This is a genomic window from Marinobacter sp. C2H3, assembly GCF_037080155.1.
Lineage (GTDB): Bacteria > Pseudomonadota > Gammaproteobacteria > Pseudomonadales > Oleiphilaceae > Marinobacter.
Genome location: NZ_JBBBNZ010000004.1, coordinates 196,533 through 212,114 on the forward strand (window position 1 = coordinate 196,533; position 15,582 = coordinate 212,114).

The window sequence follows — 15,582 nt, forward strand, 5'->3', positions numbered from 1 at the left end:
ACGGGCGGTATGATAGCGGTCCCGTCGCTGTGGCTCAAGTTGGCCCCGGCTGCAGTCGGTGGGTAAGCGGCTCGGCAATGGCCGGCGCCCGCGGAGATGTCCATAGGTTGAATCAGTGCCGGGAGGCGGGTTTGGAGCGGGAGAGCCGTATCAGCGTGATTGTGCCGGTCTGGCAGGAGGCGGCGGGCATCGTGTCAGCGCTGGGGGCGCTTCAGGGCCTTCGGGCAGCGGGCGCGGAGGTAATTGTGGTGGATGCGGGTAGCCCGGACGGCACCGGCGCGCTGGCCGAGCCGCTGTGCGACCGGCTGGTCACGTCCCGCAAGGGGCGGGCGGTGCAGATGAACGCGGGAGCGGCGGTGGCGTCGGGCGATGTGCTGGTGTTTCTGCACGCGGATACCCGGTTGCCGGCGACCGCAGAGGGGGCGCTGGCCGCGTTTGCCCGCAGCGGCCGGGACTGGGGCCGGTTTGATGTCCGTCTCAGTGGCCGCCGGCCGCTGTTCCGGGTGATTGCCTGGTTCATGAACCGCCGGTCCCGGCTGACGGGGATCTGCACCGGGGATCAGGGGATGTTTATGACCCGTTCGGCCTTTGCGTCGGTGGGCGGCTTTCCGGAGATTCCCTTAATGGAGGACATCGAGATGTCCCGCCGGCTCCGGCGGCGGTCGCGCCCGTTCTGCGTGGCGGACCCGGTGGTCACCGACAGCCGCCGGTGGGAACAGCGCGGTGCCTGGCGTACTATCTGGCTGATGTGGCGGTTGCGCTGGCGCTATTGGCGCGGTGAATCGCCGGATTCCCTGGCTCTGGCCTATCGATCGGACGTGCGACATGACCAACCCTGACGCCGCCTCGGCGGTATTCCTGCAGTTTGCCAAATGGCCCGAGGCAGGCCGTGTGAAAACCCGGCTGATGCCGGCGCTGGGCGCGCTCGGCGCGCTGCAGGCCCATCACCGGCTCACGCTCGCAGTGCTGGATAATCTCTGTACTACGGGTTACCCGGTGCAGTTCTGGTGGGATCGGGCCGGGGATCCCGACGCGGACGCGGAGGCCGTGTGGCCGATTCTTCGGGAAGTAGAAGGCGCGGGGCTGTCCCAGCATACCCAGCAGGGCGCTAACCTGGGTGATCGGCTGACCGCCGCGTTGAGCGAGGCGCTGGCGGATTACCCCCGGGCCCTGGTGGTGGGCAGCGATTGCCCGTCGGTGGACCCGGGCTACGCCCGCCAGGCGGTGTCCCGCCTTGCGGAGGTGGATGTGGTGCTCGGGCCGTCGGAAGACGGCGGATACGTGCTGATTGGCGTGTCCCGGACATTGCCCGGGATGCTGGACGGTGTGCCCTGGGGCACGCCGGCGGTGCTGGCCAAAACCTGCGAGCGCCTGGACCAGTTGGGGCTCCGCTACGATCTGCTGGAGCCCCGCTGGGACGTGGACGAGCCCGAGGACTGGGCCCGTTTCCTCAGGACTCGGGCACCGGAGGCCGGGCCGTCAGCAGGCTGAGGCCGGCTTGTCGGTCCAGTGCAGCCTCAGAAGTCCGGGTTCCCTTCTCGGCCGGTTCGGCGGTCTTGTCGCCTGCGTTGTCCTTCACGGCGCCGTGGGTGGTTACCAGCAGCGCGCGGCTGCGGTCGAGCAACGCGCGCTGGTAGGCCGCTTTCAGGTCGTCCAGGGTCACCTTCTTAACCGCCTCCGCCATCCGCTGCCGGGAATCAAAGGCGGTGGCGCCCCGGTCAATTTCCTGCCAGTAGCGGTTGGAGATATCGCCGAGCTGACGGTCCTGCTCCAGAATACCGCTGATCACCGCCTGCTTTTCCCGATCCAGCCGCTTCGGCGTCAGGCTTGCCAGCGCCTGCCGGAACTGATCGAAGAAGGCTCTGGCGGCCTGGTCGATCTGGCCTGGCGTGGCGGACGGTGACTGCACCACGAAGCCGAGGGCCGGGGTCTCCAGAAATTCAAACGGCGTGGCGTAGACGATGTAGCCCAGTTGCCGGTTGGTGCGTAGCTCTTCGTAGAAGGGGCTGCTCAGAATCTGCCCCAGCACCCGGTAGGTGGCCCGCTCGGCGAAGCTGGTGTTGCGACCTTGCACGTACAGGGTGTAGCCGCGGTCCGGGTGGTCAACGTTCAGGGAAACCTCGGTTTCACCGTCCGGGAGCTGGCGCACCTGGCTGCGGGGTACCTGGCCCTGGGGATGACCTTTGAGCACCAGCGCCTGAACCTGCCGGGACAGGTTCAGGGCGGTCGCCCGGGTGAGGTTGCCGTGGGCCAGCATCACCGGGTCCACGCCGTCCAGGAAGCGGGCGGCAAACCGGCGCAGCTCGGGCAGTGTTGCCGACTTGGCCGCGTCCAGCTGGGCCTGCCGGCTCCAGACGCCGCCGATCAGCGCGGTCTGGATAAACCCGACGGTCTGTTTCACCGGCGCGTCCTTGGCATCGTTTTCCAGTTCGTCGATCAGGTTGCGCCGGGCGATGTTGAAGCGCTGCTCGGTGAGCTGCGGCCGGGACACCTGGGTCAGTATCCGGTCCAGCAGCGCGTAGAGTTTGTCGTTGTAGCCGCCGACCCGCAGGGTGATGCCCCGCAGGTGCGGGTAGAGCGCGTAGTCCAGGCCGGCCAGCTGGGCGTCGTAGGTGAGGGCGTTCAGGTTGTCGTTGATGATGTCCACCAGCAGGCGGGTCATGACCGCGCCCTGGGCGTCCGCGCGGGTGGCGGGGGTGCGCAGGCTCACGTACACATTGGCCTTGGGGGTGCCAAACCGCGTATCCCGGGCGTACCAGACCGGCAGGCTGTCCACGCTGGTCATTCGCTCCGGCGGTTCCATCACGGGGCCGGGCACCATGCCCAGATCCTGGGGCACAAACGGGTTGGCGTCCGGCAGGCGCAGCTGGCTGGCCAGCGCGTCGGGCGCGCCGTCACTCAGGTCTTTCGGCGTCAGCGGTTGGCGCTGCCACTCAGCTCCGTACCACTGGGTGGTCCGGGGCTGTTCAAGCTTGGCGTCCGGTGCCAGCACGAAGACCATCACGTTGTCCGGGGTCAGCGCGTTCAGTAGCGCCCGGTATTGATCCGGGGCGAAGCGGGTCATCAGGTAGGGCGCCCGCAGCAGGTCTTTGGCCGGGTAGTCCTGAAGTTGGCTGGACAAGCCGATGACCAGGCTGGTGGGCTCGCTCTGCTCCCGGAACCGGTAGTCGATATTGGCCAGCTGCTGCATTTCCTCGAATCTCGCCTCGGTGATGCCTTGTTCGCGAATCTTTCGGATCTCCGCAAACACCAGGGGCACGATGTCATCCACCCGCTTGAGACCGTCAGCGGTCAAAGACATGGAGATGTCCAGGGTCGCGTTGCTACCGGTGTCCATACCGATGCCGGCGGACAGGCCTTCGGCCAGGCCGGCGCGCTTGAGCACGTCCAGCAGGCTGCCGGGGCCCTCGTGGCCCAGCAGGTTGGCCACGTAGCTCGCAGGCTTGGTCTCATACAGCGCCTGCTGGGAGGGAATCGGGAAGGTGAGCACCAGCCGGCGGACGTCTTTCAGAGCGTTCACCGTGACCTTGGCCGGCAGGCTGTCCGGGCTGTACAGGGGCTGGTCGAAGGTGGTTCGGCTGAAATGGCGGTTCTCAATCGCATCAAACCGGCCGCGCACCATGGCCTCAAGCTGGTCGAGGGATTGCGGACCGTACACCGTCAGGGTCATGAGGTTGGCGGAGTAATGGGTTTTCCAGAACTGGACCAGGTCCGGGCGGAGCGGATTGTCGTCGGTGTTTTCCAGGGTGGTCAGGTTGCCCACGGCAAACTGGCTGAACGGGTGGGCTGGATTGGCGGCCGCTTTCTCAACGGAGTAGAACCGGCGACCGTCGTCCTTGATGTTGGAGGTGAACTCGGAGTTCACCGCCTGGCGTTCCCGGTCCACCAGCTCCGGGGTGAACAGGGGCGCGGCGAACTGCTGGGCGAAGCGGTCCAGCGCGGGTTCCAGGAAGTCGGATTCCACATCGAAGAAATAGGTGGTGTTCTGGAACGCGGTGAAGGCGTTGTGGCTGCCGCCGTGGCTTTTGATGAAATCCTGGTATTCCCCGGGCTTGGGGTATTTCTCGGTGCCCAGGAACAACATGTGTTCCAGAAAGTGCGCCAGACCTTCCCGGCCTTTCGGATCGTTCCCGCTGCCGACGGCCACGTTCAGGGCGGCGGCCGCCTTTTTGGCGCTCGGGTCTGACACCAGCGCGGCCTGCAGGCCGTTGTCCAGCGTGATCACCCGATAGGCGTTGTGGTCGTTCGGGCTCTTCTCGGGCGTGACCGCCGCCAGCGCCGGGGTGGTCACCGTCAGCAGGCACAGCAGCAGGGCGAACAGGGTGTGGCGGAGGGTCAGGAAGGGCAACGGTGTTGGCATGGGGCCTCTCTGGTTGGCGATGAATGCGGTGTGATGGCCAAGGTTTCTGGCCGGCCGCGGCGGGCGACCGGGTGGTTCCTTCAGATCAGTGCATCAGGGCGTTGCGGGTGGCAGCCGGCTGCTGGTCCAGGGTCTTGCGGGCCAGGTCCGCCGCTTTCGCGGCGTCCAGTTCGCCGGAGGCGATCCGCTCCAATACCGTCGCCATGATGGCGACAGACTGCTGATAGTCGGCGAACTCGGCCTGGAACGCCTGGTCAATGGCCCGGTACACCGCTTCGATTTTCTCCTCCCGCGAGCCGGCTTTTGCGGCTGTGTCATTGATGGCCTTCAGGCAGGCGCGGGCGATGGCGATGTAACGGTCGGTCTTGGGTTGATCGTTTTGCATGGGTCTCCGGTGCTGGTGTCGCGAATGGGAATGGGCCAGTGGGCAGGCCGCCGGATGCTGTCGCCCCATTGTGAAGGAAACAGACGGGGCCTGCCGCCATAAGTTCCGAATTATGGCATTGCATGACGGGAGTTTCATGAACCTGGAACGGTTGCCGGACCTGTCGTTATCGAACAGGCAATTCAAACGGGCTGTGCTAGTCTCAAATCACCGCCGCAGTGCCCGTCCAGGTAACGATGGTGGCGGTTTCTAGAGTAAAAGCTCTATGTAAAACAATAGCTTAAAGAGCAAAAACTCTAAAAAAGTTCGATACAGCCGACGAGCATTTGAGTACAATGCCGGCGAATCGGAAGGATCTTAGACTTTGGTCTAAGGTCGCTTCTCCATGGACAGACAGCAAACAAGCAACAGGCAGGGTGGAAAATCGATGAACTACTTCCTCACCGGTGGAACCGGATTTATTGGCCGCTTTCTGGTGGAAAAGCTGCTGGCGCGGGGCGGCACCGTCTACGTGCTGGTGCGTGAACAGAGCCAGGACAAACTTGAGGCACTGCGGGAGCGCTGGGGCGCGGATGAGCATCAGGTCAAGGCCGTCATCGGCGACCTGACCCGGGCCAACCTGGGCATCGATGCGGCCACCCTGAAAGACCTGAACGGCAAGGTGGACCACATGTTCCACCTGGCCGCCGTTTACGACATGGGCGCCGACGAGGACAGCCAGCAGGCTGCCAACATCGAGGGCACCCGGGCCGCCGTCCAGGCCGCCGAAGCCATGGGCGTAAAGCACTTTCATCACGTGTCGTCCATCGCCGCCGCCGGCCTGTTCAAGGGCACCTTCCGTGAGGACATGTTCGAGGAGGCCGAGAAGCTCGACCACCCGTACCTGCGGACCAAGCACGAATCCGAGAAAGTGGTTCGCGAATCCTGCAAGGTGCCGTTCCGCATCTACCGCCCCGGCATGGTCATTGGCCATTCGAAAACCGGTGAGATGGACAAGGTCGACGGGCCTTACTACTTCTTCAAGATGATCCAGAAGATCCGCCACGCGCTGCCCCAGTGGATGCCGACCATCGGCATCGAGGGTGGCCGCCTGAACATCGTTCCGGTGGATTTCGTGGTGAACGCCCTGGACCACATCGCGCACCTCGAGGGCGAGGACGGTGGCTGTTTCCACCTGGTGGATTCCGAGCCGTACAAGGTGGGTGAAATTCTCAACATCTTCTCCGAAGCCGGTCACGCGCCGAAGATGGCGATGCGCATCGATTCCCGCATGTTCGGGTTTGTACCGCCGTTCATCCGCCAGAGCCTGAAAAACCTGCCGCCGGTGAAACGCATTACCAGCGCGGTGCTGGATGACATGGGCATTCCGCCGTCGGTGATGTCGTTCGTGAACTACCCGACCCGGTTCGATGCCCGGGAAACGGAACGGGTGCTCAAGGGCACCGGCATCGAGGTGCCGCGCCTGCCGACCTACGCGCCGGTGATCTGGGATTACTGGGAGCGGAACCTGGATCCGGACCTGTTCAAGGACCGCACCCTGCGGGGCACCGTGGAAGGCCGAGTCTGCGTGGTTACCGGGGCCACCTCCGGCATTGGTCTTGCCACCGCCGAAAAGCTTGCGGAAGCCGGCGCGATTCTGGTGATCGGCGCCCGTACCAAGGAAACCCTGGACGAGGTAGCCGCGCACCTGGAATCACGGGGTGGCAACGTGCACGCCTACCAGTGCGATTTCTCGGATATGGAAGACTGCGATCGGTTCGTAAAGACCGTGCTGGAAAACCACGGCCACGTGGACGTGCTGGTGAACAACGCCGGGCGCTCTATCCGCCGGTCTCTGGACCTGTCGTTTGACCGGTTCCACGATTTCGAGCGCACCATGCAGCTGAACTATTTCGGTTCCGTACGCCTGATCATGGGCTTTGCTCCGGCCATGCTGGAGCGCCGTCGCGGGCATGTGGTGAACATCTCGTCCATCGGCGTGCTCACCAACGCGCCCCGCTTCTCCGCCTACGTGGCGTCCAAGTCCGCGCTGGACGCGTTCAGCCGCTGTGCGGCGGCGGAGTGGTCCGATCGCAACGTGACCTTCACCACCATCAACATGCCGCTGGTGAAGACGCCGATGATCGCGCCCACCAAGATCTACGATCAGGTGCCAACCCTGACCCCGGACGAAGCGGCGGATATGGTGGCGGAGGCCATCATCTACCGGCCGAAGCGCATCGCCACCCGTCTTGGCGTGTTTGCCCAGGTGCTGCACGCGCTGGCGCCGAAGCTGGGTGAAATCGTGATGAACACCGGCTACCGGATGTTCCCGGACTCCCCGGCCGCCGCCGGCAGCAAATCCGGCGAGAAGCCCAAGGTGTCCACGGAGCAGGTCGCGTTTGCCGCGATCATGCGGGGCATCTACTGGTAAGTGCGATTATTCCGCCGCTTCCTCGATGGGAGGCGGCGGAAACCCGCCCAGCGCTTTCCAGCGATTCACAATCCCACAGAACAGGTCTGCGGTTTTCTCCGCGTCGTACGCCGCCGAGTGCGCTTCTTTATTGCTGAACGGAATGCCCGCGAGCTTGCACGCTTGTGCCAGCACGGTATGCCCGTAAGCCAGGCCCGCCAGGGTGGCGGTATCGAAGGTGGAGAACGGGTGGAAGGGGTTGCGTTTGATGTCCGCCCGCAGGGCGGCGGCAAACACGAAGTTGTGATCAAACGTGGCGTTGTGGCCCACCAGGACCGCCCGTTTGCAGTCGTGGGCTTTCACCGCCTTGCGAATGGGGCTGAAGATCTCGCTCAGGCCCTCCCGCTCCGGCACCGCCTCACGCTCGGGGTTCCACGGATCAATGCCGGTGAAATCCAGCGCGGATTGCTCCAGGTTGGCCCCCTCGAACGGATCGATCTGCTGCACGTAGGTTTCCCCCCGCACCAGCAAACCGTCCTCGTCCATGGTCAGCAGCACCGCCGCGATCTCCAGAAGCGCGTCCCGCTCCGGGTTGAAGCCGGCGGTTTCCACATCCACCACCACGGGCAAAAAGCCCCGGAAGCGTTGGGACAGGGGATGGGGCGGTTTGGTATCGTCAGTCACGGGTACTCCGGTCTCGGTCATGAGTAGTCGGCCTGGCGCAGGCGCCAGTTCACGGTCTCGCCAGCCTTCAGGGGAACAATACGGCCGCCGGCCAGGGGCAGACTGTCCGGCATGGTCCAGGGCTCGCGTACCAGGGTAATGGTGTCGGTGTTGCGGGGCAGGCCGTAGAAGTCCGGGCCGTTGAAGCTGGCAAAGGCTTCGAGCTTGTCGAGCACGCCCAGTTCCTCGAACACGTCCGCGTACAGGCCGATGGCGCCATAGGCGGAGTAGCAGCCGGCGCAGCCGCAGGCGGCTTCCTTACGATCTTTGGCGTGGGGCGCGGAATCGGTGCCCAGAAAGAACCGCCGGTCGCCGCTGGCCACCGCGTCCCGCAGGGCCTGCTGATGGCGATTGCGCTTGAGGATAGGCAGGCAGTACAGGTGCGGTCGAATGCCGCCGACCAGCATGTGGTTGCGGTTGTACATCAGATGTTGGGGCGTGATGGTGGCCGCCAGGTTGCCGGTGTTCTGGCCGCGGACGAACTCGGCGGAATCGGCGGTGGTGATGTGTTCGAGCACCACTTTCAGGGCCGGGAACGCCTCGACCGTGGGCGCGAGCACCTGTTCCAGGAACGCCTGTTCCCGATCAAAGATATCAATGGCCGTATCGGTGACTTCCCCGTGTACCAGCAGACGCATGCCGCACTCGGCCATGGCCTCGAGCACCGGGTAGATGCGCCGGATGTCGGTCACGCCGGAGGCGGAGTTGGTGGTGGCGCCGGCCGGGTAGAGTTTGGCGGCAATGACACCGGCGGCGTGTGCCGCCCGAATCACCGCGGGGGTGGTCTGTTCGGTCAGGTAGAGCGTCATCAGGGGATCGAACCCGGCGTCGCCGGCCGCGGCCAGGATGCGGCTGCGGTAGGCCAGGGCATCCTCGGCCGTCGTCACCGGCGGGACCAGGTTGGGCATGATGATCGCCCGCCGGAAGCAGGCGGCGGTCGCCGGCACAACATCGTTGAGAATATCGCCGTCGCGCACGTGAAGGTGCCAGTCGTCCGGTCGGGTGATGGTGAGTTCGCGGAGGGTCGAATCGCTCATGGTGTGACGCTCGGGCCTGTAAAAATTTGCCGAAGTATACCAGAGGAACCCCTAAAGAACCGCCCGGACTGGCCGTTAAGCCCAGTGGAATGACAATGGGTTCAACGGCAGGTAACGCAGACATGGCGCGACGGCTCAGGCAGGCAGTGACCGCCCTTATGGCGGCGGCAGGGTGCGCGTTCCCGCTGGCGGGCAGCGAGGCGGCCAGCTTTGGCGCGGGCGTGGACAATAGCCAGTGGTACCTGTCCGAATCCGTGTTCGCCTGCTCGCTCAGCCACGACGTGCCCGGCTATGGTCGCGCGGTGTTCCGCCGCCGTGCGGGTGAGGCGGTGGGGTTCTACCTGGAAACCAACGGAGCCCTGTTCAAGCCCGGCACGGGCCGCCTGGTGGTCGAAGCACCGGTCTGGCGGCCCGGCGTAGCGCCCCGGCCTCTGGGCAGCGTGCAGGTGGGCGACGGCCCGCGCCCCGTCGCCGTGGACAGCCGCAAGACCATGCAGATGGTTCAGGGCCTGCTGGACGGTCTGCAGCCCACCATCATTCGCACCGCCTGGTACAGCCAGGAACCGGTGCGGGTCCAGGTATCCAACATCAACTTTGCCCAGGCTTTCCAGAAGTACCAGGCCTGCACGGCGAACCTCCTGCCGGTGAACTACGATCAGATCCAGCGCACCCGCATTGGCTTCGCCAGCGGCAGCACGTCGCTGTCCGATGGCGACCGTCGCCTGCTGGATAACATCGCCACCTTTGTCCTCGCCGACTCCACCATTGAGCACGTGTTCGTGGACGGGCACTCTGATCGCATCGGCAGCCGCATCACCAACCGGGCGCTGTCCGAGGAGCGGGCCAACGTGGTGGCGGACTACCTGAAGGCCCGAGGGGTGCCGGAGAACCTGCTGATCGTGCGGGCGCACGGTGACCAGTACCCGGTGTCCAGACGGCCAGCCGATAACCGGCGCACGAACATTCGGTTGCAGCGACAGGGGGAGGTGCCCGCACTCCAGCAGGCCAGCGGCTACGGTGGTGACAGCGCAGGCTGAGTCACCGGGATTGTGGCCAGGAAAAGGGTGGGTTGCGGCTCTAGTACACCGAGTCCAGCACGGTAAGGTGGGCCGCCACGCTCTCGGCGAGGGCGTTCAGGTCGTAACCGCCTTCCAGGGTTGAGATCACCCGGTCGTTGGCGGAATCCGCCGCCACGCTGGTGATCATCTCGGTGAGCCAGCGGTAGTCGTCGGTCTCCAACTCCAGTTCCGCCATCGGGTCCCGCCGGTGCGCATCAAAGCCCGCCGACACCAGGATGACCTGGGGTTTGAAATCCTGCAGTTTCTTCAGCCACGCCGCTTCCACGATCTTTCGGTACTCCGAGGAACCGCAGCCCGCGCTCAGGGGCACGTTGACGATGTTCGGCGCCTGCCGGTAGACGTGGGAGTGGGGGTAGAACGGGTGCTGGAAGCTCGAGCACATCAGGATGCGCTCGTCGCCGCCGACGATATCCACTGTGCCGTTGCCCTGGTGCACGTCAAAATCCACAATCGCGACCCGCTGCAACTGGTGGAAATTCAGTGCCCGCATGGCCGCCAGGGCGATGTTGTTGTAGAAGCAGAACCCCATCGATTTGCCGCGTTCGGCGTGGTGCCCCGGCGGCCGGGCGCAGACAAATGCGTTGGTGACCTGGCCACTCATCACCATATCCACCGCCTGGACGTTGGCGCCGGCGGAGAGCCGGGCGGCGTGCAGGGTCTCAGGCATCATCGCGGTGTCCGGATCGGTAAACACCCGCCCCCGGGTGGGCGACATCATGTCCAGCTGTCGCAGGTAGGCTTCCGGATGCACGGCCAGCAGTTGGTCCCGGGTGATTTCTTCCGGTTTCACCCAATCCAGGCGATCGTTCAGCGGGGTGTCTGCCAGATAGGCGAGGATGGCCGACAGGCGTTCGGGGCTCTCCGGATGCTCCGGCCCCATGTCGTGTTTGAGGAAGTCATCGTGGAAGAAAAACGCCGTGGTCATGGGACTCCGATCATCCTGCTGCTGTTTTTATGAATCAATGGTAACAGGGATGCCCGGGGCTCGCCGCGTTTCTTTGGTCGCAGGCCGCGCTTCGGCGGGGTATCGGAAGGATAGCCGTTTTACATCGGAGCGGGAGCGCCTAAGATAGATCAGGAGTTTACCGATGCCGAAAGGCCGCCCCTGGATCCGAGGAGTACCGCTTGAGCACCCGTTACCTGGAAAGCCTGTTCAACCCGGAATCGATTGTCGTGATCGGCGCCTCGGAGCGGGCCGACAACCTGGGCGGTATGGTCTTGCGTAACCTGATGGGCGGCGGTTTTGCCACCGAGCGGCTGAGGGTGGTTAACCAGAACGATTACGACAACGTCCACGGTGTGGCCTGCGTGGCCCGGTTGGAGAAACTGGACTTCACCCCGGATCTGGCGATCATCTGTACGCCGCCGGATACCGTGCCCAAGATGATTCGCCGTCTGGGTGAGGCCAACGTCCGCACCGCCATTGTGATGACCGGCGGCATGTCCCGGACCCACAGCAAGACCGGTCAACCGCTGATGTATTCGGTTCGCGAGGCGGCCCGGAAGACCGGTATCCGGGTGCTGGGCCCCAACACCATCGGGCTGATGGTACCGGCCCGTAACCTGAACGCCACCTACGCCCACATGGGTGCCATTCCCGGTCGGGTCGCGTTCATTGGCCAGAGTGGCACCATTGCCAGTGCCGTACTGGACTGGGCCTTTGCCCGGGGCGTGGGGTTTTCCTACTTCCTGACCCTGGGCGACGGCATGGACATCGATCACGATGACTTGATCGACTACCTCGCTCAGGACACGCAGACCCGCGCCATCCTGCTGCACATGGAGAACATCCCCAACCCCCGGCGGTTCATGTCCGCGGTGCGGGTGGCCTCCCGCACCAAGCCGGTGATTGCGGTCAAATCCGGTCGGGTGCCGGAGTCCGAGTGGTTCCGGCACCAACTGCCCGCCGGCCTCAAGCGCAGCGATCCAATCTACGACGCCATGCTCCAGCGGGCCGGTGTACTGCGGGTGGACGGCCTGGGCCAGATGTTCGATGCCCTGGAAACCCTGACCCGCATGCGCCCGCTGCGTCGGGAATCCCTGGCGATCATGGCCAATGGGGTTGGCCCCGGCGTTCTGGCCGTGGATCGCCTGGCGGATCTGGGCGGCGAGCTGGCGCCGCTGTCAGAGCCGTCCGTAGAGGCCCTGGCCCGGCTGCTGCCGCCTTACTGGACCCGTAAGAATCCCATCGATCTGAATTACGATGCGTCGCCGGAACTCTACGCGGAGGCCATCCGCATCCTGGCCAAGGACCCGGAAGTGGCGAACGTGCTGGTGATGTACGCACCCAGCCTGACGGAGGACAGCCTGCGCATCGCGGATGCGGTGGTGGAGGCGGCTCGGGGCACCCGCCTGAACGTGTTCACCTGCTGGCTGGGCCACAGCACGGTCATGGACTCCCGGGAGGAGTTCTACCGGGCCGGCATTCCGTCGTTCTTCAACCCGGAAAAAGCGGTCATGGCGTTCATGCAGCACGTCCGGCATCAGCGGGTGCAGCGGCTGCTGACGGAAACTCCGGAATCCTTTACCGATCACTTTGCCGACCGCACCGACGTACGCCGGCTGGTTACCAACGCCCTGCGCAACGGCCGCCGGCACTTGTCCAGCCGGGAGGCCCGCCAGGTCATCCGGGACTACGGCATCAGCACCATCGATACCCTCTATTGCGATGACGTGGAGGAAGTGCTCGAAGCCTTCGCCGTGGAGCGTCGGCCGGTGGATATTACCATCGTGCATGAGCAGGTCTGCCACCCGTTTCTGGACCTGACCCCGACCCAGCGCCGGTACAAGGGCACGATTCAGAAGCTGACCAGCGAAGCGGCCATCATGGACGCTTGCCGGATACTGATGAACGAGTACCAGGAGCATTTCCCGGACAGCGGTTTCGTGGGGTTTGCCGTGCAGCGTTCCTACCAGCACGTGGGGGGCGTGGAATTCAGCGTGGGTATCACCCGGGACAGCACCTTCGGGCCGCTGGTGGTGTGCGGTGCCTCCGGGGCGCAGATCAACGTGATGACCGACCGGCAGATCGCGCTGCCACCGCTGAACATGGTGCTGGCCCGTGAGCTGCTGCGCCGGACCTACATGTACAAGCTGCTCCTGGAGCACAGCCTGAAGCCGGAACAGGACATCCGGGCGGTGTGCGAGACCCTGGTGATCCTGTCCCAGATCGTGGTGGACATCCCGGAAATCCGGGGCCTGGAAATTTCGCCGCTGCTGTTCAACGAGCAGGGTACCGTGGCGGTACACATGACGATCGATCTGGATGACAAGCCGGGCCGGCCGATCATCCAGCCCTACCCGAAGGAGCTGGAAGAATGGGTCGTGCTGAAATCCGGCCGCCGGGTGATGATTCGCCCGGTGCTGGCGGAAGATGAGCCGGCCCACCGCATTTTCCACGAGCACCAGTCGCCGGAATCCATCCGCTACCGGTTCTTCCAGTACCGCAAGCATTTCTCCCGGGAAGACGTGGCCCAGATGGTGCAGATCGACTACGACCGGGAAATGGTGTTCATTGCCAATGCCCTGAGGGAGGATGGCCAGGGGGAAGAGACCCTGGGCACCGTGCGCACCTGGACGGACGCGGACAACCTGCGCTGTGAGTTTGCGGTGATGGTGGACGACAAGATGAAAGGCGAGGGCCTGGGCATTGCCCTGATGCAGAAGATGATTGCCTACTGCCGGGCCCGGGGCACCATGGAAATGGTCGGCAATGTGCTGGCGGACAACCGACCCATGCTTCAGCTGGCGCAATTTCTGGGGTTTGAGGTGAAGTACAACGCCGAGGAAGAGGTGATGGATCTCCGGCTCGTGCTGAACGAGCCGGAGAAAGACTGGCAGAAGGAGCGTTTAAAGCTCGGTGGTGGGCACCTCTGAGCCGGGCTTAGGCCTCGTCGCCCACGATGGCCGAGCGGTCCTCGCCGCCGAGGGCTTCCAGCAGGCCCGGAATCATCCGGGACAACTCCAGGGTCATCAGGGTGAACGCCGCGTCGAAACGGGCCACCGCGTCGTCGCTATCGACGCCGTCGAGCTGGTCCTGCAGGGTGTCGCCGAACTTGATCCGGCGAATGCCCAGCTCCTCGTCCAGCAGGAACGAGACGTTATCTTCCCAGGTCACCGCCAGCTTGGTCACCTGCATGCCGGCTTCCAGGTGGTTACGGATTTCATCCGCCTGCAGGTCAAGGCCCTTGCAGCGCACCACGCCGCCGTCTTCGGACGGGTCTTTGAGTTCGCACTCGTTGCCCAGCACCAGCTGAGCGGGGCGGTCTACGGTCTGGTTCAGCCAGCCGGTGAAGGTGAAGGCCGGCGCCTGCTGAACCACCGGCGGGCGCACCGGCAGGGAGCCCAGGCTCTTGCGCAGGGTGGAGGCCAGGTCTTCCGCCTGTTTGGCGGAACCGGCATCCACCACCAGCACGCCGTCCTGGGGTGCCAGGTAGGCGTAACAGCGGCGGTTTTTGGAGAAGGCCTGGGGCAGCATCTCCAGCAACACCTGCTCCTTGATCTCGTCCTTTTCCTTGCGCCGCACCTTGCGGCCCTGCTCCAGCTCAATGGCCTCGGCGCGCTCCTCAACCACTTCCTTGACCACCGACCCTGGCAGGATTTTCTCCTCCTTGCGCAGGGCAATCAGGTGGTAGCCGTTGGCGCTGTGCACCAGCTGCTCGCTGTGCTTGCCCAGGGGCGGTACCCAGCCTTCACGACTGGTTTCCTGGGGACCACAGGGTTTGAAGGCGTCGCCCTGTAGCTTTTCCTCCAGGGCCTCGGCGGAGATGTCGAACGGTTTGGTGAAACGGAAAACACGGGCGTTACGAAACCACATCAGGCGGTGCCCTTCTGTTCGTCCCGTAGGAACACCCAATTGTCGGCGTCTGAATCCGCGGCGCTGAAGGCGTAGCCCTCGAGGTTGAAGCCTTTGAGGTCATCGGCCTGGGTAATGCGATTCTCAATGGCGAAGCGGCACATCAAGCCGCGGGCTTTCTTGGCGTAAAAGCTGATCATTTTATACTGACCGTTCTTCCAGTCTTTGAATTGCGGCGTAATGAGCCGGCCTTTGAGGTCCTTCTTGCGGACGCTCTTGAAATACTCGTTGGACGCCAGGTTCACCAGCACGCCATCATCGGCGGCCAGCAGGCGGTTGATCTCGTTGGTAATGCGGTTGCCCCAGAAGGCGTACAGGTCCTTGCCCCGGGTGTTCTCGAAGCGGGTGCCCATTTCCAGGCGGTAGGGCTGCATCAGATCGAGGGGTTTGAGCACCCCGTAGAGACCGGACAGCATCCGCAGGTGGTCCTGGGCGAAGGCAAAGTCGTCTTCGGAGAACTGTTCAGCGTCCAACCCGGTGTAGACGTCGCCTTTAAAGGCGAGCACCGCCTGGCGGGCGTTCTCCGGGGTGAACGGGGTATGCCAGTCTCGGAAGCGCTCGGCATTCAGTTGGCCCAGCTTGTCGCTGATGCTCATGAGGTTGCTGATCTGGTGCGGCTCCAGCGTTTTCAACTGGTCCACCAGCTCGCAGGCGTCGTCCACGAAATCCGGCTGAGTGTAGGTTTGGGTGGCCAGCGGACTCTCGTAATCGAGGGTCTTGGCCGGTGAGATGATCATCAGCATGTCGTTGT

General features: G+C 64.3%; 12 protein-coding genes. 5 read left to right on the top strand and 7 right to left on the bottom strand.

The annotated features are described in order from the left end of the window. The first annotated feature begins 131 nt into the window (after positions 1–131). Both V3388_RS13530 and V3388_RS13535 read left to right on the top strand, forming a co-directional pair. Positions 132–839 carry a TIGR04283 family arsenosugar biosynthesis glycosyltransferase gene (locus tag V3388_RS13530; protein WP_336368101.1) on the top strand — a complete coding sequence of 236 codons (708 nt, stop codon included), beginning with the start codon at positions 132–134 and terminating at the stop codon, positions 837–839. Then, positions 826–1,491 carry a TIGR04282 family arsenosugar biosynthesis glycosyltransferase gene (locus V3388_RS13535; RefSeq protein WP_336368102.1) on the top strand — a complete coding sequence of 222 codons (666 nt, stop codon included), beginning with the start codon at positions 826–828 and terminating at the stop codon, positions 1,489–1,491. Before V3388_RS13530 ends, V3388_RS13535 begins: the two co-directional genes overlap by 14 nt. Here the strand turns inward: V3388_RS13535 and V3388_RS13540 are convergent. Together V3388_RS13540 and V3388_RS13545 are read right to left on the bottom strand one after the other, a co-directional pair. After that, complete coding sequence (locus tag V3388_RS13540) at positions 1,451–4,360, bottom strand: insulinase family protein (RefSeq protein WP_336368103.1); 2,910 nt, start codon at positions 4,358–4,360, stop codon at positions 1,451–1,453. The two genes, V3388_RS13535 and V3388_RS13540, sit on opposite strands and share 41 nt — an antisense overlap. A gap of 85 nt (positions 4,361–4,445) precedes the next feature. Beyond that, a complete protein-coding gene (locus V3388_RS13545) occupies positions 4,446–4,745 on the bottom strand; it encodes a hypothetical protein (RefSeq protein ID WP_336368104.1) in 300 nt (99 codons plus the stop codon). 427 nt (positions 4,746–5,172) lie between these two features. Here V3388_RS13545 and V3388_RS13550 point away from each other — a divergent pair, with 427 nt between their 5' ends. Next, positions 5,173–7,158: an SDR family oxidoreductase gene (locus V3388_RS13550; RefSeq protein WP_336368105.1), complete on the top strand. Its 1,986-nt coding sequence runs from the start codon at positions 5,173–5,175 to the stop codon at positions 7,156–7,158. Positions 7,159–7,164: 6 nt separating this feature from the next. Here V3388_RS13550 and rnt read toward each other — a convergent pair whose 3' ends face one another. Both rnt and pyrC read right to left on the bottom strand, forming a co-directional pair. Further along, complete coding sequence (gene rnt, locus V3388_RS13555) at positions 7,165–7,842, bottom strand: ribonuclease T (protein ID WP_442915653.1); 678 nt, start codon at positions 7,840–7,842, stop codon at positions 7,165–7,167. Beyond that, the gene (gene pyrC / locus V3388_RS13560) at positions 7,839–8,897 is read right to left on the bottom strand and encodes a dihydroorotase (protein WP_336368107.1); all 1,059 of its coding nucleotides are present in this window, start codon (positions 8,895–8,897) and stop codon (positions 7,839–7,841) included. Before pyrC ends, rnt begins: the two co-directional genes overlap by 4 nt. Positions 8,898–9,019: 122 nt before the next feature. On the opposite strand from pyrC, the gene V3388_RS13565 reads away from it, so the two are divergent. Beyond that, positions 9,020–9,934 carry a flagellar protein MotY gene (locus V3388_RS13565; RefSeq protein ID WP_336368108.1) on the top strand — a complete coding sequence of 305 codons (915 nt, stop codon included), beginning with the start codon at positions 9,020–9,022 and terminating at the stop codon, positions 9,932–9,934. Between the two features lie 40 nt (positions 9,935–9,974). Here the strand turns inward: V3388_RS13565 and V3388_RS13570 are convergent, their stop codons facing one another. Next, positions 9,975–10,901 (bottom strand): histone deacetylase family protein, encoded by a 927-nt coding sequence (locus tag V3388_RS13570; protein WP_336368109.1) that lies wholly within the window; start codon positions 10,899–10,901, stop codon positions 9,975–9,977. Positions 10,902–11,101: 200 nt separating this feature from the next. Here V3388_RS13570 and V3388_RS13575 point away from each other — a divergent pair, with 200 nt between their 5' ends. Continuing rightward, a complete protein-coding gene (locus V3388_RS13575; RefSeq protein WP_336368110.1) occupies positions 11,102–13,852 on the top strand; it encodes a bifunctional acetate--CoA ligase family protein/GNAT family N-acetyltransferase in 2,751 nt (916 codons plus the stop codon). A 7-nt stretch (positions 13,853–13,859) separates the two neighbouring features. On the opposite strand, the gene rdgC is transcribed toward V3388_RS13575, so the two are convergent. Together rdgC and yaaA are read right to left on the bottom strand one after the other, a co-directional pair. Continuing rightward, a complete protein-coding gene (gene rdgC / locus V3388_RS13580; protein ID WP_336368111.1) occupies positions 13,860–14,792 on the bottom strand; it encodes a recombination-associated protein RdgC in 933 nt (310 codons plus the stop codon). Further along, complete coding sequence (gene yaaA / locus V3388_RS13585) at positions 14,792–15,574, bottom strand: peroxide stress protein YaaA (RefSeq protein WP_336368112.1); 783 nt, start codon at positions 15,572–15,574, stop codon at positions 14,792–14,794. The genes rdgC and yaaA overlap by 1 nt, the downstream gene beginning before the upstream one ends. Between the last annotated feature and the right edge of the window lie 8 nt (positions 15,575–15,582).

Coding starts and splice junctions, on each gene's coding strand:
- V3388_RS13535 (WP_336368102.1), top strand. CDS start 826: ATGACCAACCCTGACGCCGCCTCGGCGGTATTCCTGCAGTTTGCCAAA.
- V3388_RS13540 (WP_336368103.1), bottom strand. CDS start 4,360: ATGCCAACACCGTTGCCCTTCCTGACCCTCCGCCACACCCTGTTCGCC.
- V3388_RS13545 (WP_336368104.1), bottom strand. CDS start 4,745: ATGCAAAACGATCAACCCAAGACCGACCGTTACATCGCCATCGCCCGC.
- V3388_RS13550 (WP_336368105.1), top strand. CDS start 5,173: ATGAACTACTTCCTCACCGGTGGAACCGGATTTATTGGCCGCTTTCTG.
- rnt (WP_442915653.1), bottom strand. CDS start 7,842: ATGACCGAGACCGGAGTACCCGTGACTGACGATACCAAACCGCCCCAT.
- pyrC (WP_336368107.1), bottom strand. CDS start 8,897: ATGAGCGATTCGACCCTCCGCGAACTCACCATCACCCGACCGGACGAC.
- V3388_RS13565 (WP_336368108.1), top strand. CDS start 9,020: ATGGCGCGACGGCTCAGGCAGGCAGTGACCGCCCTTATGGCGGCGGCA.
- V3388_RS13570 (WP_336368109.1), bottom strand. CDS start 10,901: ATGACCACGGCGTTTTTCTTCCACGATGACTTCCTCAAACACGACATG.
- rdgC (WP_336368111.1), bottom strand. CDS start 14,792: ATGTGGTTTCGTAACGCCCGTGTTTTCCGTTTCACCAAACCGTTCGAC.
- yaaA (WP_336368112.1), bottom strand. CDS start 15,574: ATGCTGATGATCATCTCACCGGCCAAGACCCTCGATTACGAGAGTCCG.